Raw genomic sequence first — 23,096 nt, forward strand, 5'->3', positions numbered from 1 at the left:
ATGGCAGGACAGGCGCACTACACCTCCGCCCCGCCCTCGGCCGGCGCACCCCACGGGGGCTTCCGCTTCACCGCCGTCTCCCCGGCGGCGCGCCCCGCACTCGACGTCCTGCGCCCGCTGACGGGATACGCGCGGCCTCCTGGCACGGACCGGCACCGCCCCTTCCCCGTGGCCTTCGCCTACGACCGGCCGGGCGCCGCCGCGGCCGTGCTGACCCGCACCGTCTTCACCGGACACGACTACAGCGGCCGCTGGGGCAACCACTTCTGCCACGCCTGGTACGCCGCCCCCGGTGAACTGGCCGGTCTGCGCCCCGTGGAGCTGTGGGACAGCCCTGACTGGGCCCCGGCGCCCGCGTGCGACGAGGACGGCGGCCTGCCCGATCTGACCCGGCTCGTTCCCGGCAGCGCCCTCGGACCCGACCGTGCGGCCCGCTTGCTGGCCGGCCACGGCGTTCCCGGCATCCGCCTCCTGGAGGCCCTGCTCACCGCGGCCCTGCGGGCGCTGGCCGGCGAGGGCCCCGCCGCCACCCTGGTCTGCGCGGACGCGGACCGCGTCGTCGACTGGATAGCCGCCGTCTCCTACACCCTGCCGGCCGGCCTGGCCGCCCGGCTGACGTTCACGACGTACACCGCGCGGCCCGAGGACGACCGTCACCATCTGACCGGGACGGGGCCGGAGGCCGGGGACCGGGTGACGGGTCCGGTGTTCCGCCTCGACCGGTTGACCGCGCAGGGGTGTCCGGAGCCGGGCGCGGCGGCACGGTTCCTCGCGGGGGCGCTGGCGAACGGGCGCCTCGAGGTCCTGGACGCCGTCGCCGAACTGTGGGAAGCGGGCCCCGCGGACGACGCCGGGGCGGGCGTACGGCGGCTGCGGGCCGCGTGTGCCCTGCTCGCGGGGGCCGGCGATGCGGGGGCCCTCGGCGGGGAGGGCTCCGGGCTCGCGGGCTTCGTACGAGGCGTGGCGGAGCTGCGGCCGCAGGAGGCGGGCGTGGCACCCGAGCGCCTCAGGGACGCCGTCGCGCGTCATCTCGCCGGGGGGACGGCACCGCTCGGCGACGTACGGGCCGCGATCGCCGCGCTGCCCGAGCCGTACCGGCACGCCGTCCTCGCCGGGCTGCTCGGCGCCCTCGAAGCCTCCGTCGAACTGCGCGCCGCCGTCCTGGACGCGCAGGCGTGCGCCGCCCTGGCCACGCTCGTGGAGGAAGCCCCGGACCTGCTCGCCGCCGGCCCGGCCACCGCGCTGTACGCACTGCGCCGGGCCCCCGGGGAGCCGCGGCCGGCCGCGCTGCGGATCCTGCGGCTGTTCCGGCAGGGGCTGTGGGAGGAGACGGAGACCTACGAGGCCCTGCGCGACCGGATGGCGGCCGGCGAGCCACAGCCGCAGCGGGCGCCCTGGCTGCCGCGGCGACGCGGGCCGGCCCGCGAGAAGGAGTGAGCCGTGGCCAACCCCGTGGTCCTGTTCCTGGCGATCGCTCTGCTGGTCGTCCTCGTCGTCGGCTACGGCGTCCTCGTCACCCTGCCCAAGCTGGTGTGGACTCAACTGCGCACCGTCTGGCGGACGTTCGGCCGGGCGGCACACACCCCGCCCGATCCGCACGGCGAGCCGGCCGTCCCCGCCTACGTGCGCACCACCGGCCCGCGCGACCTGCGTGCGACCTGGTGGGACGGCCTCGAGCAGCACGAACGGCTGATGGGCGACGCCGAGCGGTTCATGGCCGCCCGGGTGGACGAGGTGTTCCGCAGGCCGCGGCGGGGCGGGAGCGGGGGGCAGGGCTGCCTGATGCTCTTCCTGCGCCCGGCGTTCCTGCTCACGGCCGTCGCCGTCGTGCTGACCGCGACGGCGCTCAGCATCCTTCCTGCGCTGTTCGCGCTGCTGGTGTGGGCGCTGTGCGGTGCGCTGTGGAGCCTGTGGTGGGCTGTGGGGGCGGCTCTCGCGCGGACGGGGCGCGTGCTGGGCCGCGGGCCGGCGCCGTGCCCGTACACGGACTGCGGGCGCACCATCGGCCGCCCGGTCAGGCTGTGCCCGGCCTGCCGGGCCCGGCACCGGCAGCTGGTACCGGGCCGGTACGGCGTCTTCCACCACCGCTGCCGGTGCGGCACCCGCCTGCCCGCCGTCCTCGGCGGGCGCCGCCTCGACGCGTGCTGCCCGCACTGCGCAAGGGCGCTGCCCGCCGGATCCGACCGGGCGCGGGTCGTGGTGCTCGTGGGGGGCCCGGGCACGCAGCGCGCGGGGGTGCACCGGCAGGGCCTGGCCGAGCTGGGCGTCGCGCCCGGGATCGAGCCGCCGCTCGTGCGCACGGCCGAGGCGCCCGTCCTGTGGTACGACCCGTCCGGTGACGTGTACGGCAGTCAGGAGTCGGTGGCCGCGCTGGACGTGCTGCGCCAGGCCCACGGACTGCTGCTGGTGGTGGACGACCCCGCCGCGCACAGCGATGCCGTGCACGCCGTCACCCGGGTCCTGCACGTCCTCGCCGCCCTGCCCCCGCGCCGTCGTCCGCGCCGTCTCGCGCTGCTGTACACCAAAGCCGTGCGGGGCGACGCCACCGATGTGCGCGGGCAGCTGGCCGAGGCCGGCGGCGGCCATCTGCTGCGCGCGCTCGATGCCACGGGCATCGCGCTGCGCTGCGTTCCGGCCGGGGCCCTCGCGGGGACGGTGCGGTGGCTCGCCGGTACGGCCGGCAGCGCGGGCTCCGGTGAGAGGATGGCGCCCGCGCCGGTGGACCCACCGCAGGACACCGCGTTCCGCCTTCCCCGGCACCGCGTCGCCCGCCGCACCCTCCTGCTCGCCCACCTCGCCGGGTACCTGGTCGTACCGCTCGCCCTGGTTCTCCTGCAGGCGGGGGCGCTGCCGCCGTCCGCGTTCTTCGGCCTGCCGGCGGCCTACGACAAGTGGCAGCATCCGCTGACCGGTTCGGTCCGCCAGGTCGACCTCACCGCGGCTGCCACCGAGAACTGGCCGCGGCTCAGCGCCAGTTACTCGGCGCCGGGACATCCGCCGTCCGCCGCCCTGCCGGGTCACGGCGGCTACTGGTCGGTCAAGGGATCCCCGCACAAGGGCAACTGGCTGAGGATGGACTTCGGGATGCCGCTGCCGCTGAGCGAGGTGTCGGTGGACTTCGACCCGGACAGCGTCGCGTCGTGGTCCCCGGATGTCGACGCGGCGGGCCAGCGGGGCGCCCACACGGTCTGGCTGCGCCAGACGCACTCTCACGAGCAGAGGCAGAGTGCCTACCTCACGAAGACGTACGGCTACGACTATCCCGTCCCGGAGACCGTCGACTCCGTCCTGATCGGCCTGCGGCCCGGGCTCGGCGCGGAGACCCGCGACGAACAGCGGCTTCGCCTGCGCACGTTCAGCATCCGCTGGTCCAGTTCCGACGCCCTGCGCCTGCACCCGGCCGACGGCGGGGGGCTCGGCGTGGAGAACGCCACCGCGCGGGAACTCGCCGTCTCCGTACGTCCGCCCCTGCTGCCCGCGGGCTGGCACGCCACCCCTGCCGGACGACCGCCCCGGACCCTGGGGGCGCACGGCACGTACGTGGCGCGCTGGCGGATCACGGCTCCGAAGGGCACCACGGGCCGCGTCCCGGTCGTCTTCGCCGTCGACGTCACCGAGGACGGTCACACCGTGACGGCACGCTGCCTGGCCCTCCTGACGGCCTCCGGGGCGGCCGAGCCGCTGTGCTGACGCCTCAGCGGCCGCCGGTCGGCCATGTCCACCGGGATCCGGCGAAGTCGGCCAGGGCGGCGGCGAGTTGGGGGTCCACGCGCGACGAGAGGCCGAGCGGCAGGACGAAGAACCAGCCCTCGCCCATGCGGGAGCGGCGCGGCGGGCGCGGGGCGCCGGCGAGGAGCCGGACCTGGAGCGCGTAGAAGCGCGCGTCCCGGCCCCGGACGATGGCACGGCGCACGGTGATCTCCTCGACGTGCCGCCACGCGTAGGAGCATCGCCTGCGCCCGATCACGGAGGTGACGCCGTGCCGGGTCAGCTCCAGCTCCATCCGCCGCCGCGGCAGGAGGTACCCGGCCACGGTGATCAGGGCGCCGATGAAGGGCCAGACAAGCAGACCCAGCCATGTGACAGGGTCCTGCCACTGTCCGGACACGCTGAACCGGACGACGAAGACGCCCATGAGCGTGCCCAGCACGGTCCAGTGGGCCAGCGGAAGCCGCCGCGACCGGCCGCGCAGGCGGTAGTGGTCCGCCGTGCGTTCCACCGTGAACCGAGGGGAGTCGGCGAGCGCGGGCAGGGGAGCCGGCTCGGGGCCGGCCGCAGCCGTCGCCCGGTCCTGCGCCCGCTGCCCCGCCAGATGCTCCTGGAGCCTGCGGTTGCGGAACCGGTAGGTGCCGCCCGACACCTGCAGCAGCCCCGCGGTGCGGGCGTCCCTGAGGAACGTCATCAACGGCCAGGGCGCCCGGCCCGTCGCCGCGAGGGAGCACCTGGCCAGCGTCCAGCGGCTCCAGGGGCTGAGCAGCACCAGCGTGGCCGAGGCGCCCGCCCAGGAGCCGACCGCCGTCTCCCAGCCGCCGCTGCCGCCGTTCAGCCAGAAGAACGCCCCCGCGCCCGCCCCGATCAGCGGGGCCACCAGCGTCAGCGTGGTGATGAGCGCGCTCTGTTCGCCGCGCAGGAGTTCGTCGGGGGTGGCGGCGTCCACGGTGTCGGCGGGAGCCGCGTACACGATCATCAGCAGGACGGGCAGGACACCGCCGACGGAGAACCACACCAGGGCGGGGTCCCGCCCCGCGAAGACGTACAGGGCGAGGAGGAGGACGACGAGGACGGGACCGCCCGTGAGCGCCGCGAGACGGACCTGCGGCCCCACTCGCGCGTGCCGGTCCAAAGAGCGCAGGGCCTGGATGAAGAGCAGCGGATTGGCGCTGCGCCGGGGCTCGGACAGCCGCTGGCCGAACCAGGAGGCGGTCACGGACCGCGCGACGGCCGCGAAGACGACCCCGCCCGTCACCGCGTACGTGACGCTGACGTCGCCCAGCGGTGAGGCCTTTGCATAGCCGGACATGCCCGCCTTGATGACGAAGGAGAGCACGATGCCGGTCGCGAGCAGCGCGGGCAGGGCGAGCAGCCGGGGCAACGGTGCCATGTGCAGCCGCCACCAGGCCAGTTCGGACTCCTCGCGACGGCTCAGCAGCTGCGCCAGGTACGAGAGCCAGGCGCCGGCCCGTTCGGCGTCCCAGGTGCGGGGCGGGTGCAGCCGGCCGGGGTTCGCGGGCAGCGGCGGAAACGAGGCGGGCACGATCCGGTCGAGCAGGTGCGCCTCGACGGCATCGCGGGTCGGGAACCGCTCGCGGTCCGCCAGCTCCCCCGGACCGGCCGGATGCCGCTCGTACGACCGGCGTACCAGCCACACCATCAGCGGACTGCTCAGGGCCCGGGCAGCCGGCGCGGCGGGTTCCTTCCGGAGGGTCTCCAGCAGGGGTGCCCAGGCGGCGGCGCGGGCCGGGGGCCGGGCTCTGCGGAGGTAGTGCGCCACCTCGTCGGGGCGCAGCGGCAGCGACTCGATCACCGTGGCGTGCCGCAGGCCCTTGCCGTCCTGGTCGAGGCGGGCGTACTCGTCCGTGCGGGAGACCAGCACCGCGTCCCCGTCGCCGCCGAGGCCCGCGTTGAGCGCGTCGAGGACCTCGGCGCGGCGGTGTTCGGGCAGTTCGTCGAGGCCGTCGAGGACGGGCAGCACCCGCCGCTCGAGGACGAGCCTGCGGGCCGGGTGGACGCCGTCCACGGGCGGCAGACCGGGGTGGTCCTGGCGCAGCCGGTCCACCAGCCACTCGGTGAGCGACTGCCGCCGGGCGTCCCAGGACTCCAGCGACAGCACGAGCGGGACCGGCACGCCGTCCTCGCCCTGGGTGAGCCGGCGGGCGAGGAGTTCGAGGGTGAGCAGGACGGAGAGCACGGTCTTGCCGGACCCGGCGGTGCCCAGCACGACCAGCCGTCGTCGGGGCGGGAGCCCGAGGAAGGTCCCGGCGATGGTGTCGGCCCCGGAGCCCGCGGGCACGTGTTCCCCGGGGGAGCGCACTTGCCGGCTGGGTGTCCAGCGCACCGGCAGCGGCTCGGGGTCGGTCATGTCCCAGGCGTCGGCCTCGGCCCGCCACCGGTACAGGAGACTGCGTGCCAGTCTCCGCTCGGCCGCGGCCAGCGGGGCGTCGTCATCGGGCGACGGGGGCTCCACACACACAGTCAGATTGAGGTCGCCTTGCAGGATCCCGATCTGGATCAGGTACTCGGCTGTGCAGTCGACCGCGATGTTGGTGCCGTGCGGCCGGCCGTCGGAGTCCGTCTGCCTCACCATGTACGTCCGCCCCCGTCGTCGCCCCTGCCACTGTACTTACCGGTGCCCGGCTCAGGTTGTCTTCGGCTTCCCGTGGAGGCGTACCGTGCTGAGGATCTTCATGATCGTCGAGTCGGGCAGCTCGTCCCGCACGCCCGTGGCGCCGAAGAGGGTCCACGCGACCAGGTCCCCCGCGGAGTTCCTGAACCCGAACGTGACGGCCTTGCCGTCGAACGCGCAGGTGCCCTTCTCGGGTGTGTGCCTGGACCGGGCCCGGGCGATGCTGCCCCTGACGCCGGACCTGGTCGTGTACGGCGTCGCCGCCGGGTCGGAGACGATACTCTTCCTGTCGGGCTGGGTGTAACCGGCGTAGACCCACTGCTCGGCCTGGCTCAGGGCGGCATCGCCGGTGCTCCTGGCGCCCTTGGCGCCCTTGGTGCCCGCCGCTGCCAGCCAAGTGCCGGTCCTGAGGCCGTTGTTGTCGTCGACGGACAGGCACCAGTTCTCCTGGAGGATCGCCGGCCCGCTCATGGCGATGACGGCCTTGCCCCAGTTGCGGGGGTCGCTGTAGTCGACCTTGCTGTCGTCGAAGCCGATCAGCATGCTCGGCTCCTTGACGTCCCAGTCCGGCGGCACGTCGAAGGCCGTGCCCCACTCGGGGTTGACGACGACCTTCCAGCCCGGGACGGCCGGCCTGCCGTTGTTCCCCGTCTGCGGGCGTCCGGACGCCGGGGCCGTGCTCGGCGAGGCACTCGCCGGCGCCTTCGTGTTCCCGCCGAGGCCGGCGGCGCCGTCGTCCTTGCCGCCGCCCAGGAGCAGGGAGCCGGTGACGCCGACGGCCACGACCACGGTCGTGGCGGCAGCGACCGCGACGGCCTTCGCCCGGTTCCCGCCGGCCCCGCCGCTCGACGGCTGCGGCCGGCTCGACTGCTGGCGGGGGTCTTGACCATGCGGATTCTGCGCGCCCCCGGGCGGCTGTCCTGACGGCATGGTCAATAACCATAGCTCCTGGCCTACTTGGGGCACCGCCCCGTTCGGCGGCCTGCGGCGATCGGGTCGTGCGGCACGCCGTTTTTTCAGGCCGGGGGGATGTCCTCGATCCGTTCGCGGTTGAGCAGATACGTGGGCAGGTACGGCTGCTGCGTGGCGATCGGGAACCCGTGGTCGTACGCGATGCTCGCCATCGCCAGTGGCCCGAGGGCGACTTGGGCGCGCGGTGCCGTGGACGCGTCCCAGTAACCCGCGTGGTCCGCGAGGGATTCGGAGAGCGTCTTGGCGAAGGCGTCGTGGTCGCGTGCGATCAGGCGGTGGAAGAGGGCGACGGGCTGGTAGTCGATGCGGTTCACGAAGTCCTTCGGCGCGTGGGTCAGGGCTTCGGGCATGGACGTTTCCATCGTGGCGAGCAGCTTGTCCACGACGTCGTCCATCGCGCGCCCGGAGAAGTAGGCCTGCAGGGTCTCGATCCAGTGCAGGACGTACGCGTCGACGGAGTCGTCCTGCCGCAGTGTCGTCAGTGGCACCTGGCACAGCCGGCCGATCCGGTCCTTCTGGCGGCACACGATCGCGAGGTAGAGGGCGTCGAGCCAGGCGCGGGTGTCCGCGGGTGGTTCGGGGGACGTGGCGGGCAGTTGCCCGACGGCGTCCTCGCCCAACCAGCATTCCTGCGGCTGCCCGCCGGTGAACAGGGCGGAGCCGAGTTGTACGGCGGTGGCCCACGCGTTCCACGTGTCGCCGTGCGCGGCGCCGGGATCGGTGGCGCAGTGGGCGTGGGCGAGTGTGACGGCGCGGGCGAAGGCCTCGCCCATTCCCTCGGGGGAATCGGCGAGGCGCGCTATCGACTCGGCCGTGGTGTGCGTGAGTTCGGTGGCCTCCGTGCACATGGCCGCGCCGGCGGTGGCGAGACGGCCGGCGCCGTCGAGGCGGACCAGGCCCTTCATCATGCCGAGCAGGTGTGGCGGCGGCCGCAGGGAGAAGGTTCGTGTGCCGTGGTCGATGACCGTGAGCGACGTCAGGCCGCCGCGGTGCCACCAGTAGACCCGCGGGGACAGCGCGCCCGGACCGTCCTCGTGAGCGCCCAACGCGTACGAGGCAAGGTCGTTGACGGCATCGACCACGGAGCCGTCGGTGATCGGGTGGTACGCCAGCAGGTGCCGGTTCGGTACGACGACGAGGGCACCCGCGTCCGGGAGCGGCTCACCGGTGACCTGCCGGGCCACTTCGGACAGGAACAGCGCCTTGCTCGCGACGAACGGGGAATCCCCGTACAGGGAGTGCATCCTCGCCCGTTGCTCGGCCGGCACTTCGTCGTGCTTGACCGGTACGCGCATGAGGTTCGCGTACGCCGCCCGGCCCAGGTTCTCGAGCCCCGCGCGTTCCACGTCGTCGTCGGTGAGGATCCGCACACTGGTGGGCCCGTCGAGGGCGTAGGCGAAGACGAGCCCGTCGGCCACCACACGCGCATAGCGCATGGCTTCGGCGAGTTGCGGGGTGAGCGAACCGGCGGGCAGCAGCCGGGCATGTACACCCTGCAGCAACTCCTCGGCGCTCTCGCCGCCCCTGCTGGCTTCCCGCAGGCGGGCGAAGTGAGCGGCAACCAGGTCGGGCCAGCGCTCCTGCGGCACGTCGCGGCACGCGTACGCCAGGTTGGCCAGGGGGTGGTCGTGGCCGTCGCGCGCGTAGGCAGCGGCGAGTGCCCGCAGATGTGACGCCTGCGCGGTCGTCAGCATCGGCAGACCGGAATCGGGAGTGTCCTCTGGTTTCACCCCTGCGACTCTACGAGGCGCACACGACGCCGTGACGCCGCGGTCCGTTCTCACCGGCCTGCGTCCGCAGCGTCGGCCGGCGACCCGGCTCAGTCGTGCTCCGGGCATAGGGCCGGTCCGGTTCCCCGCGACGGACCTGCCCTCCGATCCCGTAGAGCAGACGACGGATTCGACCAGGGAGGGGACCGCACAGTGACAGCACGCGCACTCAAGAGGGCAGTGAGGGGTGCCAGGGGCACGGCGATCGCGGCGGCGGCGATGGCCGTGCTGACGGCGTCGCAGGCACCGGGGGCGGTCTCGGCCGCGGAGCCCGCGCGGAAGGCGGCGCCCACCGGGCACGGCGCGAGCGCGTCCGGCGACACCCCGTACCGCACCGGCCTTCCCCCGCTGCGGACACGGAAAGACGGCCCGGCACCGGGAGCGACGGCCGGCGGCGCCCTGCCCGCGACCGTGTTCGCCGCGTACCGGCGTGCCGAGGAGGAGCTGGCGCGCAGCGCGCCCGGCTGCCGGCTGCGCTGGCAACTGCTGGCCGCCATCGGCCAGGTGGAGTCGGAGCAGGCATGGGGCGGCCGGGTGTCCCCGGACGGCACGACCATGACGCCCATCCTCGGCCCGCGGCTGACCGGCGGCGCCTTCGCGCTCGTGTGGGACACCGACGGCGGCGCGTACGACGGGGACGCGGTGTACGACCGCGCGGTCGGTCCGATGCAGTTCATCCCGTCCACCTGGGCCCGCTGGGGCGCGGACGGCAATGGCGACGGGCGAGCGGACCCGGACAACGTCTACGACGCGGCGCTCGCCGCCGGCCGTTACCTGTGCGCGGGCGGCCGGGACCTGTCGAACCCCGCCGGCCTGGACCGGGCGATCCTGGGCTACAACCACTCGGACGCCTATCTGCGCACCGTCAGGGCCTGGTACGCGTACTACCTGACCGGGCACCGCGTGGTGCCGGACGCGTCCGCCGGGTCCCGGTCGGACCGGCCGGGGCCGTCCCGCCCGAAGAGGCCGAAGCCCTCGCCGCCGCAGCCGTCGCACGACCGCAAGCCGGCCCCTGGTCCTTCGCGCACGCCGTCGAGACCTCCCGTCTCCCCCTCCCCCGGCCCGTCCCCTACGGCGGGTGCACCGACGGCGTCCGGGACGCCGCTGGTCCCCGTCCCCGGGCCGGCCCTCCCGCCGCCCGGCGGTGTGCTGCCGGGCGCAGGGCGGCTGACCACGGGCAACAGCTGGAACACGATGAGCGTCTCCCCCTCCACAACCGCGACTACTCGGCGGTAATGTCGCCACCCGCCGGAAGCACCGGACCGGCGGGTGAGTGCGAAGGGGCCCTCATGGCGACGGACATGCCTGCGAACACAGCGGCCGCCGACGAGCGTTGGCAGCGCATGTGGAGCCATCGCGAGCAGCTGCTCAAGGTGGCCCGGCGGCGCTCCATGAGCCAGGAGGACGCCGAGGACGCCGTGCACGAGGCGATGCTGCGGGCCGCGGAGCGCCCGGACCTCGATGACGAGCGGCTCGGCGCCTGGCTGACGACGGTGACGATGCGGCTGTGCGTCGACCGGTACCGGCAGGTCAACCGCGAGGCCGAGGTGGGCAGCCGCCCCACGCTCGTCGCGCCGGGCCCGGTACCCGTCGAGGAGGCGGTGTGCGACCGGGCCGAGGCCAAGTGGCTCGCCCTGCGCAGCGGTGAGCTGCCCGCCCGGCAGGCGGAGGCGCTCCGGCTGAAGTCCGAGGACCTGGACGTGAGCCAGGTCGCGGTGCGGATGGGGCTCAGCTACCGGACCGTCGAGTCGCTGCTCGCCCGGGCCCGGCGGACGCTGCGCGCCTCGCTGGCCGGGACGCTCGCCCTGGTCCTGTTCCTGCTCGGGCGCGGGCGGCTGCGCGGGGGCGGCAAGGCCCAGGCGGTCGCGGTGACCTCGACGGCGGCGACCCTGGCGGTGGCGGGGTTCGTGCTGCCGTACGCGCTCGGCACGGGCGGAGACCGGAACGGTGCGGCGCCACGGCCGGCCGTCTCCAGCGACGTAGGGGTCCGGCGCGGCGAGGCCACGGGCCCGGGGCGCGCCCTCATGACGCGCACCCCCTCGCCTCCGGCGCCCGGGGCCCGGGGCCGGACGCCCTCGCCCACCGGGGGCACGTCCCTGCGATTGCCGGTGCCCGTGCCGTCCCTGCCGGACGTGTCCGCCTCCCCGCTCCCTGAGCTGTCGGCGCCTCAGGTCCCGCGGGTGCCCGGCGTGCCGCGGGTGCCGGGCCTGCCGACGGGGCCGGCCGCCTCGTCGGTCCCGTCGCTCCCTGGGGCCTCGGCCGTACCGGCCGCCCCGCTCTCCGCCCCCGTCCCCGGCCCCGTCCGCGGCCCGAGGACGCCTTCGGGCACGCCGTCGCCGAAGCTGCCGTAACACGCGGTGCACCCGTCCGAAAAAAAATTCCGGGTCGCCGCGACGGACGCCCCGCTCCTCCCCGTAGAGCAGATGTCGCAGCTGCTGAACGGACGAAGGGCGGGACGGGATGGGTGCCGAGATCTGTGTGGAAGGGCTGACCAAGTCCTTCGGCTCCCAGGTCATCTGGCGGGACGTCTCGCTGACGCTGCCCGCCGGGGAGGTCTCGGTGCTGCTCGGCCCCTCGGGGACGGGCAAGTCGGTGTTCCTCAAGACGCTCGTGGGGCTGCTGAAGCCGGAGCGCGGCTCCATCACGATCCAGGGCCGGGACATCACCAGGCTGCGTGAGCACGACCTGTACGAGGTGCGGAAGCTGTTCGGGGTGCTGTTCCAGGACGGCGCGCTGTTCGGCTCGATGGACCTGTACGACAACATCGCCTTCCCGCTGCGCGAGCACACCCGCAGGTCCGAGAGCGAGATCCGGCGCATCGTGCTGGAGAAGATGGAGATGGTCGGGCTGATCGGCGCCGAGGGCAAGCTGCCCGGCGAGATCTCCGGCGGGATGCGCAAGCGGGCCGGGCTGGCCCGCGCCCTGGTCCTCGACCCGGAGATCATCCTGTTCGACGAGCCGGACTCCGGCCTGGACCCGGTGCGCGTGGCCTACCTCAACCAGCTCATCGTCGACCTCAACGCACAGATCGACGCGACCTTCCTGATCGTCACCCACGACATCGCCTCGGCCCGCCAGGTACCGGACAACATCGGGCTGTTGTTCCGGCGCGAGCTGGTGATGTTCGGGCAACGCGAGCAGCTGCTGACCAGCGACGAGCCCGTCGTACGGCAGTTCCTGAACGGCCGGATGCAGGGTCCGATCGGCATGGCGGAGGAGAAGGACGCGGCCCAGGTCGAGCAGGAACTGGCCGGGATCGACGAGGGCGGCGCGGTGCAGGAGATGACTCCCCGTCTGCTGCCGAGCCCGGGTATCCCCCGCCCGCCCCGCTGGGAGGCGATCGCGAGACGGGAGGCCGAACTGCACGGGAAGGCGGTGAACCGCGCATGAGACTCTCCCCGGTGGGTGCGCTCAGGCATTCGGGCGACCTGTTCGCGATGGCGCTAGACGTCGTCCGGACCCTGCCCCGACGGCCTTTCCAGGCACGGGAGTTCATCCAGCAGGCCTGGTTCGTCGCGAGCGTCACGATCCTGCCGACGGCGCTGGTCTCGATCCCCTTCGGGGCGGTCATCGCGCTGCAGATCGGCAGCCTGACCCGTCAGCTGGGCGCGCAGTCCTTCTCCGGTGCCGCGTCCGTGCTCGCCGTGCTGCGCGAGGCCTCGCCGATCGTCACCGCGCTGCTGATCGCGGGCGCGGGCGGCACGGCGATCTGCGCGGACCTCGGGGCCCGCAAGATCCGGGACGAGATCGACGCGATGCAGGTGCTCGGCATCGACCCGGTCCACCGGCTCGTCGTCCCGCGGGTGCTGGCGTCGATGGTCGTGGCCGTCCTCCTCAACGGCCTGGTCTCGGTGGTCGGCGTGGCGGGCGGCTACTTCTTCAACGTCGTCCTCCAGCACGGCACGCCCGGCGCCTACCTGGCGTCCTTCACCACCCTCGCCCAGCTGTCCGACCTGTGGGCGGCGGAGATCAAGGCGCTGGTGTTCGGGGCGATCGCGGCGATCGTCGCCTCGTACAAGGGGCTGACGGCGCGGGGCGGTCCGAAGGGCGTGGGCGATGCCGTCAACCAGTCCGTGGTGATCACCTTCATGTTGCTGTTCGTGACCAACTTCGTGATGACCGCGGTGTACTTCCAGGTCGTCCCGCAGAGGGGTTAGCCGATGAGACCGCACAAAGCCCTCGACCGCCCCTTGCGCTCGCTCGAGGAGCTGGGCACCCAACTGTCCTTCTACGGACGCTCGTTGATGTGGACGGGCCGCACCCTGCGCCGCTACAAGAAGGAGATCCTGCGGCTGCTCGCCGAGGTGAGCTTCGGCCGCGGCGCGCTCGCCGTGGTCGGCGGCACGGTAGGCGTGATCGCGTTCCTGTCCTTCTTCACCGGCACCGAGGTCGGCCTCCAGGGCTACGCGGCCCTCAACCAGCTCGGCACCTCCAACTTCGTGGCGTTCCTGTCGGCGTACTTCAACACCCGGGAGATCGCCCCGCTGGTGGCCGGGCTCGCCCTGTCCGCGACGGTCGGCGCCGGGTTCACCGCGCAGCTCGGCGCGATGCGGATCAGCGAGGAGACCGACGCGCTGGAGGTGATGGGCGTCCCGTCGCTGCCGTTCCTGGTGACGACGCGGATGATCGCCGGCTTCGTCGCGGTGGTCCCGCTGTACGTGATCGGGCTGCTGTCCTCGTACCTGGCCGCCCGCACCATCACCACCGGCTACTACGGGCAGTCGACGGGCACGTACGACCACTACTTCCACCAGTACCTGCCGCCCGTCGACGTGTTCTGGTCCTTCGGCAAGGTGATCGTCTTCGCCGTGCTGATCATCCTGGTGCACTGCTACTACGGCTACCACGCGAGCGGCGGCCCGGCCGGCGTCGGCGTCGCGGTGGGCCGTGCGGTGCGGACCTCGATCGTCGCCGTCAACGTCCTGGACTTCTTCCTGAGCCTCGCGATCTGGGGCGCCACCACGACCGTACGGATAGCGGGGTGACAGCGATGCGCATGCACCGAATGAGGCTCAGGCTGTACGGCGTCGCGTTCCTCGCCGTGCTCGCGCTGCTGCTGTGGCTCGCGGTGGCCGTCTACCAGCAGGCGTTCACGTCCGTCGTGCCCGTCACCCTTGAGGCCGGCACCCTCGGCAACCAGCTCGATCCACGCGCCGACGTCAAGCTGCGCGGGCTGCTGGTCGGCGAGGTGCGCGAGGTGCACGCGGACGGCACGAAGGCCACGCTCGACATCGCGCTCGATCCCCGGTACGTCCCGTACATCCCCTCGGACGTGCACGCCCGCCTGCTGCCCAAGACGCTGTTCGGCGAGAAGTACGTCGACCTGGTCCCGGCCCCGGACTCTGCGCGGTCGTCGGATCGGCCCATCCGCGCCGGAGACGTCATCACCCAGGACCGCACGAAGGCCGGCATCGAGGTGCAGCAGCTGATGAACGACCTGCTGCCCCTGCTGCGAACGGTCCAGCCGGGTGAACTCGACGCCACGCTCTCGGCGTTCGCCACCGCGCTGGAGGGCCGCGGCGACCGGATCGGCGACAACCTCACCCGGGTCGAGGGGTATCTGCGCCGGCTGAACCCGCACCTGCCCTCCCTCGAGGAGGACATCTCGCGGTTCGCGGACGTCGCCGAGGTGTACGGCGACGCCGCGCCCGACCTGATGCGGATCCTGCGCAACACGGTCACCACCAGCCGCACGATCGTCGAGAAGAAGGACCAGCTGGCCGCCGCACTCCGCTCGACCGCCTCCGTGGCGGGCACGGCGAACGGCTTCCTGTCCGAGAACGGCGACCGGCTGATCACCCTGGGCCGGGTCTCCCGCCCCACGCTGGAGCTGTTCGCCCGCTACTCCCCCGAGTACCCGTGCCTGCTGAAGGGCCTCGCCCGGCAGGAGAGGGCGTCGGAGGACGCGTTCCGGGGCGGCGAGATGCGGATCACCCTCGAAGCCGTCCGGCCGCAGGGAGCGTACCGGCCCGGTGAGGAACCGGTGTACGGCGAGCGGTCCGGCCCGAACTGCCGTGGCCTGCCGGATCCGCCGGTGCCCGGCCCGAAACCCCATCTCGACGACGGTACGTCGGCCGGAGGTCCGGGCGGCGCACTCCCCTCAGGTGCCGGCGTGTCCGCCACCAGGGCCGAGCAGCGGGCCGTCGGCTCGCTCGTGGCCCCCGTCATGGGCGTCCCCGCCGACCAGGTGCCGCCCGTCGCGACCCTGCTGTTCGGGCCGCTCGCGCGCGGGACGGCGGTGAGTGCCGCATGAGCGGGTCAGGAGCGCGGCAGATTGCCGCCCCGCTGGTCAAGTTCAGCCTCTTCGCGCTGGTCACGATCGCGGCGACGGCCCTGCTCGCCGCCACCATCGTCAACGTCTCCTTCACCCCGCAGGACAGCTACCACGCGGTGTTCACCGACGTGACCGGGCTGGAGGCCGGCGACGACATCCGAGTGGCCGGCGTGCGGGTCGGGGAGGTCGAGGACATCCGGATCAAGGACCGCACCCTGGCCGAGGTCACCTTCACCGTGACCGCGGACCGGCCGCTGCTCGCGAGCACCCACGCGGTCGTCCGCTACCGCAACCTGGTCGGACAGCGGTACATCGCGCTGACCGAGGGCACCGGCGACGGCACCACCCGGCTGCGGCCGAACGGCACCATCCCGCTGTCCCGGACCCAGCCGGCCCTGGACCTCAACGCACTGCTGAACGGCTTCAAGCCGCTGTTCGCCGCGCTCAGTCCGGGCGACGTCAACCAGCTCGCCACCGAGATCATCCAGACCCTCCAGGGCGAGGGCGGCACGGTGAACAGCCTGCTCGCGCACACGGCCTCGCTCACCAGCACCCTCGCCGACCGCGACAAGCTGATCGGCTCGGTGATCGACAACCTGAACACCGTCCTGGACACGCTCGACAAGCGCGGCTCCCGCTTCTCGGACCTGCTGACGCAGTTGCGGCGGGTGGTCTCGGGCCTGGCCGCCGACCGGGGGCCCATCGGGGAGTCGCTGGTGAGCATCGGCGACCTCACGGACGTCACATCGGGGCTGCTGAGGGACGCGCGTCCACCGCTGAAGGACGACATCGCCGGACTCGGCGATCTCACCGCAACGCTGAACAAGAACGAGAACACCGTGGAGGGCGTCCTGAAGCGGCTGCCGAACAAGCTCGACAAGCTGACCGGGACGGCGTCCTACGGCTCCTGGTTCAACTTCTACCTCTGCGACTTCGACGGCCGGATCGTGCTGCCGAAGACCAAGCAGGTGATCACCCCGGAGCTGCACGTGGCGCGGGCGAGGTGTGGCGGATGAGACTGCGTGTCCTGCGCAAGCGCCGTCCTGAGCCGCTGGTGAAGGTACGGGTCCTGCCGCCGAAGCTGCCGAGACTCCCCCGGCCGCTCCCGAAACGCAAGCCCCGGCCCCAGCCGTTGGTCAAGGTGCGCGTCCTGCCGCCGAAGCTGCCCCGGATCCGGCTCAAGCGCCCGCGCCTGAAGCCCTTCCGCATGGGGGCGCCTCCCAGCGGTAGCTGGGGGAGCAACCCCGTCGTCGTCGGCGCCGTCGGCCTCACCGTCCTCGCGCTGCTCACGTTCGCCGCCTTCAACGCCGACAGCCTGCCGCTGATCGGCGGCGGCACCGCCTACAGCGCGGCCTTCTCCGAGGCCGGCGGACTCAAGCCGGGTGACGAGGTGCGGATCGCCGGGGTCAAGGTCGGCAAGGTCGAGGGCGTCGGCCTGGACGGCGACCACGTCAAGGTCACCTTCAAGGTGAAGGGCCACCCGGGGTTCGGCACCGGCACGGGCGCGGCGATCCGCGTCAAGACGATCCTCGGCGCGAAGTACCTGGCCCTGTACCCGAAGGGGCCCGGCCAGTTGAAGCCGGGCAGCGAGATCCCGCTCGGCCGGACCGTGTCGGCGTACGACGTCGTCCAGGCCTTCAGCGACCTGACGACCACCACCGAGGCGATCGACACGGACCGGCTCGCGAAGGCGCTGGACACCATCTCCCTCACCTTCCAGGACTCCCCCGAGGAGGTGCGGGCGTCGGTCGAGGGACTGTCGCGGATCTCCCGGACCGTCGCCTCCCGCGACCAGGCCCTGCGCGGTCTCCTCGGCCACGCGAACGGGGTCACCAAGGTGCTGGCCGGACATACGAAGGACTTCTCCGCGCTGGTGAAGGACGGTGACGCGCTGTTCAAGGAGATCGACGAGCGGCGCGCGGCGATCCACACGCTGCTCAAGAGTTCCGCGCTGCTGGGCATCGAGCTGTCCGGCCTGGTCGACGACAACGGCAAGGAGATCGGGCCCGCGCTGAAGAACCTCGACACCTTCGTGAAGATGCTCGGACGCAACCAGGCGAGCCTCGACCGCAGCGTCCAGCTGCTCGCCCCCTACGTGCGGCTGTTCACCAACACCCTCGGCAACGGCCGCTGGTTCGACTCCTACGTCCAGAACCTGGTCGCCGCCCCGGTCACCCCACGGACGGGAGGCACCCGATGACCCGCAGACTCCTGGCCCTGTTCACCGCGCTGGCGGTTCTCGCCGGCCTCGCCGTCGTCCTGTGGCCCGGGCCCGGCCCCGTCCGCGTCACGGCGTACTTCCCGCGCACCGTCGGCATCTACCCCGGATCCGACGTCCGCGTCCTCGGCGTCCGCATCGGCGAGGTCACGAAGATCACGCCGGAGGGCGAGCGGGTGCGGGTGGAGCTGGAGTACGACCGGGGCCGCAAGGTCCCCGCGGACGCGCAGGCCGCCATCGTCAACTCCTCGGTGGTCAGCGACCGTTACGTCCAGATGCTGCCGGTGTACCGCAGGGGCGCGGTCATGCGGGACGGCGACGTCATCCCCGAGTCCCGTACGGCCGTCCCCGTCGAGCTGGACCGGATCTTCGACAGCCTGCACACCACCGCCGAGGCGCTCGGCCCGAACGGCGCCAACAAGCAGGGCTCGCTGTCCCGGCTGCTCGGGGTGAGCGCGGACAACCTCCGGGGGCAGGGCCAGAACCTCCACCAGACGGTGGACGGCCTGTCCCAGGCGGTCACCACACTGTCCGACGGTCGCGGTGACCTGTTCGGGACCGTGCGCAACCTTCAGGTGTTCACGGCCGCGCTGGCGGCGGACGACAACAGTGTGCGGTCGTTCGACACCGACCTCGCCGACGTGTCCGGGCAGCTCGCCGGGGAGCGCAAGGATCTCGCGGCCGCGCTGAAGTACCTGGCCGCCGCGCTCGGTGACGTGGCCGGCTTCGTCAGGGGCAACAAGAAGGCGCTGACCTCGAACGTGCGGGGCCTGGCCAAGGTCACCAAGATCCTCGTCACCCAACGGGCCGCGCTGGAGGAGCTGTTGACCGTCGCCCCCACGGGCCTGTCGAACCTGCAGAACGCCTACAACCCCACCGCCGGCACCCTCGACACCCGCGACAACGCGCAGACCCCGCAGGATCCGGCGTCCCTGCTGTGCTCGGTCCTGAAGACGACCGGCGACGACCACGACGGCTGTGCCGGGCTGAAGAAGCTCTTCGGCTCCCTGCCCGAGGTCCCGTCGGCCCCGGCGCCGACGGGCACGGTCGACAAGACCCTCGGCGGAATCCTGGGGGCACCGGCATGAACGTGAAGCGCTCGGGACGGGTGGCCGCCTGGACGGCGGTCGGCTCGCTGCTGCTGACCGGCTGCGAGTTCAACGGCTGGTACGACGTCCCGCTTCCCGGCGGCGCCGCCTCGGACGGCCACGCCTACCACGTCACCGTCGAGTTCCGGGACGTCCTGGACCTGGTGCCACAGTCGGCGGTCAAGGTCGACGACGTCACCGTGGGCACGGTCGAGAAGGTGCAACTGGACGGCTGGCACGCGCGGGTACGGCTGCGCATCGCCGACTCGGTGAAGCTGCCCGGCAACGCGGTCGCCGACCTCAGGCAGACCAGCATGCTCGGCGAGAAGTACGTGGCCCTGTCCGCGCCGGCCGGCACCGCGCCCGTCGGACGGCTCCACGACGGAGACCGCATCCCGCTGTCCCGCAGCGGCCGCAACCCGGAGGTCGAGGAGGTGCTGTCGGCCCTGTCCGCGTTGCTCAACGGCGGCGGGGTGGCCCAGCTGAAGACGATCACCGTCGAGCTGAACAAGGCCCTGAGCGGCCGCGAGGACCGGGTCAGGTCCCTGCTGAAGCAGCTCGACACGTTCCTCGGCGGCCTCGACGGCCAGCGGGCGCAGATCGTGCGCGCGCTCAAGGGCGTCGACCGGCTGGCGCAGCGGCTGAAGAACGAGAAGAAGACGATCGCCCTGGCCGTCGACACCATGCCACCCGCGCTGAAGTCCCTCGCCGACCAGCGCAAGGAGTTGACGAAGATGCTCACCGCCCTGGCCGGCCTCGGCAAGACCGGCACCAGGGTGGTGAACGCCTCCCGCGACGACACCGTCGCCGACCTGAAGCAGCTCCGGCCCATCCTGCAGGAGCTGAACAAGGCGGGCGACGACCTGCCCAACTCCCTCGAGATCCTCACCACTTACCCGTTCCCGCGCAACGCGACCGACGCCGTCAAGGGCGACTACGTCAACCTGAAGATCACCGCCGACCTCGACCTGGCGGACCTGTACGGCAACGTCACCGGCAAGCCGGGCAAGGGCGGGAAGTCCCCGGCCCCCAAGGCACCGCACCTTCCCGGCCTGCCCACTCCCGCCCCTCTCCCGTCCGTCCCGTCCCTGCCGGGCACCCCGTCCGTGCCCCCCGCGCCCACCGCACCCTCCGCACCCCCCGTGCCCTCGACGCCCTCCGACGGCGGCACCCTGCTGTGCCCGCCGGTGTGCACCGCTGCCTACGGCACCGGGGGCGGCGTGCACCGCCTCCCGCCCGGGATCGATCTCGGCCTCGCCGAGCTGATGCTGAAGGGGATACTGCCGTGATCACACGTACGGTCAGGGCCCAGCTGCTCGCCTTCGCGACCGTCACCGCCCTCGGGGTGTCGTACGTCGGCGCCCGGTACACGGGCCTGGTGGACGACGTCCTGCACCGCGGGTACACCGTGCGCGCCGACTTCGCCGAGTCCGGGGGCGTCTTCCCCGGCGCCGAGGTCACCTACCGGGGCGTGCCGGTGGGCCGTGTGGGCGATCTGCGGCTGACCGGGTCCGGGGTCTCGGTGGCGCTGAAGATCGGGGACGGCGCCCCGCGGATCCCGGCCGACACGCTCGCGGTGGTCGCCGACCGATCTGCGGTGGGCGAGCAGTACGTCGACCTCCAGCCGCGCCGTTCGGGCGGGCCGTACCTCATGGACGGCAGCCCGATCCCGCGCAGCCGCACCCGGACCCCGCTGCCGGTCACCGACCTGGTCCTCAGCCTCGACCGGCTGGTCAACTCGGTCGGCAAGGACGATCTGCGGGTCACCGTCGACGAGTTGGGCAAGGCGTTCGCCGGCACCGGACCGGACCTGAGCCGGCTGGTGGACTCCGGCAACGCGCTGGTGGAATCGGCGTCCGAGTCGCTTCCCCGGACGGTCTCGCTGATCGAGGACTCCCGGAAGGTGCTCAAGACACAGGCCGACGAGGGCTCGGCCATCAAGTCGTTCTCCCGTGACCTGGCCGCGCTCACCGGGCAGCTGAAGTCGAGCGACGGCGATCTGCGCAGGCTGATCGGCAACACCACGCCCGCCGCCTGGCAGTTGGACTCCCTGCTGAGGTCCACCCGGCCGCAGGTGCCGGTCCTGCTGGCCAACCTCATCAGCGGCGGCCAGATCACCGTGGCCCGGCTGCCCGGCGTCGAACAGGCCCTGGTCACGCTCCCGCTGACGGTCGCGGGCAGCTACACGGTCGTTCCCGGCGACGGCACCACCCACTTCGGGCTGACCGTGAACGCCGGTGACCCGCCCGCGTGCACCCAGGGCTACGGCACCCGGCGGCGCGACCCCGCCGACACCGGCACGCGCCCGGCGAACACCGGCGCGCGCTGCACGGCTCCGCGCGGCAGCAAGTCGTCGGTGCGCGGCGCGCAGAACGCGCCCGGCGCGACGAACAGCGGGTACAGCGCCGGTCAGGCGGCGTTCGTGGCCCCGTACGACCCGGAGACCGGCACCGTGACCGGCCCGGACGCAGCGCCCGTCGAGCTCGGCTCGACGGGTGGCGAACAGAGCGTGTTCGGAAAGGAGTCGTGGCAATGGCTGCTCGTGGGACCGATGGCGTGACAGGGGGCCGGGCGAGGAGGCTGCTGCCGGCGGGGCTCGTCGCCGCGACCGTGCTGACGGCGGTGCTGTGTGTCTGGCTGGGCCTGAAGCTGTCCGACCAGCACGCGGCGCAGCAGCGCCGTCAGGACATCCTGGCGGCGGCCCGCCAGTCGGCGCTGAACTTCACCTCGCTCGACTACCGGCACTACGACCGGGACAGCCGCACCGTGCTGGAGGGCGCCACCGGCGACTTCAAGAAGCAGTTCGCCGCGCAGACCGCGCAGTTGACCAAGCTCGTCGCCGAGAACAAGTCGGTGTCCGAGGGGCAGGTCCTTGAAGCGGGCATCGTGCGCTGCGACGCGCGCTCGGCCCGGGTCCTGGTCGTGGCCGACAGCAAGGTGACCAACACCGCGGCGCCCGAGGGCCAGGCGCGCACCTACCGGCTCCAGCTCGACCTCGTGCGCGTGACCGGCCGCTGGCTGACCTCCGACGTCGCGTTCGTCGGCTGATCCACCCGTGAGGCCATCAATGAGGAGAGACACCGTGGCCAATCCGACCTCCCGCACCCGCGGAGCCGGCTCCCCGGCCCGCCGCACCATGACCGCGGCCGCCCGCGCGGCGGCCAAGCGCGCCGGGCGGCCGGCGCGCCCCGAGCGGGCTGCCCGCCAGGAAGAGGAGGCCGCCCCTGGACGCACCCTGCTCGCCGAGCCCCTCGCGGACGGCCGGCAGGACCCGCCGGAGCCCGGGCCGTTCGAGGACGAGCCGGAGGAGAGCGCGCCCTCGCGGGGGGCCGGCCGGAACGTGCTCGTCGCGGTGCCGGTTCTCGTCCTCGTGGCGGCCCTGGCCGTGGCCGCCGTCCTCGGGTGGCAGTACCGGCAGGGGCGGCAGGCGGAGCAGGCCCGCGGTGCGGCCCTCGCGGCCGCGCGGCAGGCGGCGCCCATCGTGCTGTCGTACGACTACCGGCACCTGGACCGGGACTTCACCCGGGCCCGCGCCCTGCTGACCGGGCACTTCCGCGACCAGTACGACAGGACCACGAAGACGGTGGTCGCGCCGACCGCGACGACGTACCACGGCGTGGTGAAGGCGACCGTGGCCGCACCCGCCGACGGCGGCGCCCCTGCCGTCTGCGTCGTGTCGGCCACACCGGACAAGGCCGTCGTGCTGCTCTTCGTCAACCAGGTCACCGAGAGCACCCAGGTCGCGGAGCCCCGGCTGGACCTGAACCGGGTGCGCATGACGCTCACCCGCACCTCGGCCGGCTGGAGGGTGAGCGGCGTCGACGCCCTCTGACCGGGCCTTTGTAAGTGCCCTACTTCCGCACCTTGCAGTAATTGCCCTCGTCCGGGTCCCCGACGTGCCTCCAGAGCACGAGCGTTCCCCCTTCCTTGCTCACACCCATGCCGATATAGACCTTGTCGAACACGAACTGCACCCCCATTCCATGGCCCCAGTCACCCGACGACGCCATTGTCCAGGTTCCGTTTGCGGAGCCTGGATCCTCCTCCTGTCCAAATGGGCAGGAATGCTGCGCGGAGAAGGTTCCGTCGCTGTGCAAAACGATTTTCCCGCCCCCTGCGGCTTTCCACAGGCCGGTCAGCTGCGAGGAGTTCACGTTCACGGACGCGGGTTGATCGTCGGGATGGTACAGAAAAGTGGCAACAAGGCCGATCAGGAGGATTGCGGGAACGAGGAATACGAGCCGGACAACCTTCCGCGCCCCTCTTCCGGACCGGGAACCAACCGCGGGGTTTTCCACCGACTCACCCATTCCTTGACTGTCGCTTGCCCGGCGGTGTTCCGCACTCGCCGGCGCATCCTCCGCCCGGCGGAACCCTACCTGCCTCACCTGCCGGACGTCACGTGAACCAGAAGCCCGCTCGCACCGCGTAC

The 23,096-nt window shown here is 72.8% G+C and carries 19 protein-coding genes; 15 read left to right on the forward strand and 4 right to left on the reverse strand.

Annotated elements, in window-relative coordinates:
* A complete protein-coding gene (locus tag A6P39_RS09680) occupies positions 1 to 1,437 on the forward strand; it encodes a GAP1-N2 domain-containing protein (protein WP_067040969.1) in 1,437 nt (478 codons plus the stop codon).
* 3 nt (positions 1,438 to 1,440) lie between these two features.
* The gene (locus A6P39_RS09685) at positions 1,441 to 3,690 is read left to right on the forward strand and encodes a hypothetical protein (protein ID WP_067040971.1); all 2,250 of its coding nucleotides are present in this window, start codon (positions 1,441 to 1,443) and stop codon (positions 3,688 to 3,690) included.
* A gap of 4 nt (positions 3,691 to 3,694) precedes the next feature.
* On the opposite strand, the gene A6P39_RS09690 is transcribed toward A6P39_RS09685, so the two are convergent.
* The 3 genes from A6P39_RS09690 to A6P39_RS09700 all read right to left on the reverse strand — a co-directional run bounded on the left by A6P39_RS09690 (position 3,695) and on the right by A6P39_RS09700 (position 9,009).
* Complete coding sequence (locus A6P39_RS09690; protein WP_067040974.1) at positions 3,695 to 6,304, reverse strand: NACHT domain-containing protein; 2,610 nt, start codon at positions 6,302 to 6,304, stop codon at positions 3,695 to 3,697.
* Between the two features lie 51 nt (positions 6,305 to 6,355).
* Positions 6,356 to 7,273: a hypothetical protein gene (locus tag A6P39_RS09695; protein WP_067040977.1), complete on the reverse strand. Its 918-nt coding sequence runs from the start codon at positions 7,271 to 7,273 to the stop codon at positions 6,356 to 6,358.
* 86 nt (positions 7,274 to 7,359) lie between these two features.
* A complete protein-coding gene (locus A6P39_RS09700; RefSeq protein ID WP_067040980.1) occupies positions 7,360 to 9,009 on the reverse strand; it encodes an immunity 49 family protein in 1,650 nt (549 codons plus the stop codon).
* A 228-nt stretch (positions 9,010 to 9,237) separates the two neighbouring features.
* Between A6P39_RS09700 and A6P39_RS09705 the strand changes: the two genes are divergently transcribed.
* From A6P39_RS09705 to A6P39_RS09765, 13 genes are all read left to right on the forward strand, one after another.
* Positions 9,238 to 10,320, forward strand: a complete 1,083-nt coding sequence (locus tag A6P39_RS09705; RefSeq protein ID WP_331454109.1) for a lytic transglycosylase domain-containing protein — start codon at positions 9,238 to 9,240, stop codon at positions 10,318 to 10,320.
* Positions 10,321 to 10,385: 65 nt separating this feature from the next.
* Positions 10,386 to 11,435 (forward strand): RNA polymerase sigma factor, encoded by a 1,050-nt coding sequence (locus tag A6P39_RS09710; protein ID WP_331454110.1) that lies wholly within the window; start codon positions 10,386 to 10,388, stop codon positions 11,433 to 11,435.
* A 109-nt stretch (positions 11,436 to 11,544) separates the two neighbouring features.
* Complete coding sequence (locus A6P39_RS09715) at positions 11,545 to 12,474, forward strand: ABC transporter ATP-binding protein (RefSeq protein ID WP_067040988.1); 930 nt, start codon at positions 11,545 to 11,547, stop codon at positions 12,472 to 12,474.
* On the forward strand, positions 12,471 to 13,241 hold the full coding sequence (locus A6P39_RS09720; protein WP_067040993.1) for an MlaE family ABC transporter permease: 771 nt from the start codon (positions 12,471 to 12,473) through the stop codon (positions 13,239 to 13,241). The genes A6P39_RS09715 and A6P39_RS09720 overlap by 4 nt, the downstream gene beginning before the upstream one ends.
* Before the next feature lie 3 nt (positions 13,242 to 13,244).
* Positions 13,245 to 14,069, forward strand: a complete 825-nt coding sequence (locus A6P39_RS09725; protein ID WP_067040995.1) for an MlaE family ABC transporter permease — start codon at positions 13,245 to 13,247, stop codon at positions 14,067 to 14,069.
* Positions 14,070 to 14,080: 11 nt separating this feature from the next.
* Positions 14,081 to 15,337 (forward strand): MCE family protein, encoded by a 1,257-nt coding sequence (locus A6P39_RS09730; protein WP_107304264.1) that lies wholly within the window; start codon positions 14,081 to 14,083, stop codon positions 15,335 to 15,337.
* Entirely contained in the window at positions 15,334 to 16,374 is a 1,041-nt protein-coding gene (locus A6P39_RS09735) for an MCE family protein (RefSeq protein WP_067041001.1), read from the forward strand. The genes A6P39_RS09730 and A6P39_RS09735 overlap by 4 nt, the downstream gene beginning before the upstream one ends.
* Positions 16,375 to 16,565: 191 nt before the next feature.
* Complete coding sequence (locus A6P39_RS09740; RefSeq protein ID WP_067041142.1) at positions 16,566 to 17,558, forward strand: MCE family protein; 993 nt, start codon at positions 16,566 to 16,568, stop codon at positions 17,556 to 17,558.
* On the forward strand, positions 17,555 to 18,664 hold the full coding sequence (locus A6P39_RS09745) for an MCE family protein (RefSeq protein ID WP_199840708.1): 1,110 nt from the start codon (positions 17,555 to 17,557) through the stop codon (positions 18,662 to 18,664). The genes A6P39_RS09740 and A6P39_RS09745 overlap by 4 nt, the downstream gene beginning before the upstream one ends.
* Positions 18,661 to 19,953 (forward strand): MCE family protein, encoded by a 1,293-nt coding sequence (locus A6P39_RS09750; RefSeq protein ID WP_067041005.1) that lies wholly within the window; start codon positions 18,661 to 18,663, stop codon positions 19,951 to 19,953. Before A6P39_RS09745 ends, A6P39_RS09750 begins: the two co-directional genes overlap by 4 nt.
* Positions 19,950 to 21,224, forward strand: coding sequence for an MCE family protein (locus A6P39_RS09755; protein ID WP_067041009.1), 1,275 nt, complete (start codon positions 19,950 to 19,952; stop codon positions 21,222 to 21,224). Before A6P39_RS09750 ends, A6P39_RS09755 begins: the two co-directional genes overlap by 4 nt.
* The gene (locus A6P39_RS09760; RefSeq protein ID WP_067041013.1) at positions 21,197 to 21,712 is read left to right on the forward strand and encodes a hypothetical protein; all 516 of its coding nucleotides are present in this window, start codon (positions 21,197 to 21,199) and stop codon (positions 21,710 to 21,712) included. Before A6P39_RS09755 ends, A6P39_RS09760 begins: the two co-directional genes overlap by 28 nt.
* A 34-nt stretch (positions 21,713 to 21,746) precedes the next feature.
* On the forward strand, positions 21,747 to 22,496 hold the full coding sequence (locus A6P39_RS09765; protein WP_234378769.1) for a hypothetical protein: 750 nt from the start codon (positions 21,747 to 21,749) through the stop codon (positions 22,494 to 22,496).
* A gap of 19 nt (positions 22,497 to 22,515) precedes the next feature.
* On the opposite strand, the gene A6P39_RS09770 is transcribed toward A6P39_RS09765, so the two are convergent.
* Positions 22,516 to 22,974 (reverse strand): hypothetical protein, encoded by a 459-nt coding sequence (locus tag A6P39_RS09770; protein ID WP_159395975.1) that lies wholly within the window; start codon positions 22,972 to 22,974, stop codon positions 22,516 to 22,518.
* Positions 22,975 to 23,096 lie beyond the last annotated feature (122 nt).

This window comes from Streptomyces sp. FXJ1.172 (assembly GCF_001636945.3).
In the GTDB taxonomy this organism is placed as follows: domain Bacteria; phylum Actinomycetota; class Actinomycetes; order Streptomycetales; family Streptomycetaceae; genus Streptomyces.

What these genes read in the sequence shown, in the direction of transcription:
- A6P39_RS09770 (WP_159395975.1), bottom strand. Translation starts at nt 22,974, where the DNA reads ATGGGTGAGTCGGTGGAAAACCCCGCGGTTGGTTCCCGGTCCGGAAGA.
- A6P39_RS09720 (WP_067040993.1), top strand. Translation starts at nt 12,471, where the DNA reads ATGAGACTCTCCCCGGTGGGTGCGCTCAGGCATTCGGGCGACCTGTTC.
- A6P39_RS09680 (WP_067040969.1), top strand. Translation starts at nt 1, where the DNA reads ATGGCAGGACAGGCGCACTACACCTCCGCCCCGCCCTCGGCCGGCGCA.
- A6P39_RS09690 (WP_067040974.1), bottom strand. Translation starts at nt 6,304, where the DNA reads ATGGTGAGGCAGACGGACTCCGACGGCCGGCCGCACGGCACCAACATC.
- A6P39_RS09715 (WP_067040988.1), top strand. Translation starts at nt 11,545, where the DNA reads ATGGGTGCCGAGATCTGTGTGGAAGGGCTGACCAAGTCCTTCGGCTCC.
- A6P39_RS09700 (WP_067040980.1), bottom strand. Translation starts at nt 9,009, where the DNA reads ATGCTGACGACCGCGCAGGCGTCACATCTGCGGGCACTCGCCGCTGCC.
- A6P39_RS09695 (WP_067040977.1), bottom strand. Translation starts at nt 7,273, where the DNA reads ATGCCGTCAGGACAGCCGCCCGGGGGCGCGCAGAATCCGCATGGTCAA.
- A6P39_RS09760 (WP_067041013.1), top strand. Translation starts at nt 21,197, where the DNA reads ATGGCTGCTCGTGGGACCGATGGCGTGACAGGGGGCCGGGCGAGGAGG.
- A6P39_RS09735 (WP_067041001.1), top strand. Translation starts at nt 15,334, where the DNA reads ATGAGCGGGTCAGGAGCGCGGCAGATTGCCGCCCCGCTGGTCAAGTTC.
- A6P39_RS09725 (WP_067040995.1), top strand. Translation starts at nt 13,245, where the DNA reads ATGAGACCGCACAAAGCCCTCGACCGCCCCTTGCGCTCGCTCGAGGAG.
- A6P39_RS09730 (WP_107304264.1), top strand. Translation starts at nt 14,081, where the DNA reads ATGCACCGAATGAGGCTCAGGCTGTACGGCGTCGCGTTCCTCGCCGTG.
- A6P39_RS09710 (WP_331454110.1), top strand. Translation starts at nt 10,386, where the DNA reads ATGCCTGCGAACACAGCGGCCGCCGACGAGCGTTGGCAGCGCATGTGG.
- A6P39_RS09740 (WP_067041142.1), top strand. Translation starts at nt 16,566, where the DNA reads ATGGGGGCGCCTCCCAGCGGTAGCTGGGGGAGCAACCCCGTCGTCGTC.
- A6P39_RS09750 (WP_067041005.1), top strand. Translation starts at nt 18,661, where the DNA reads ATGAACGTGAAGCGCTCGGGACGGGTGGCCGCCTGGACGGCGGTCGGC.
- A6P39_RS09745 (WP_199840708.1), top strand. Translation starts at nt 17,555, where the DNA reads ATGACCCGCAGACTCCTGGCCCTGTTCACCGCGCTGGCGGTTCTCGCC.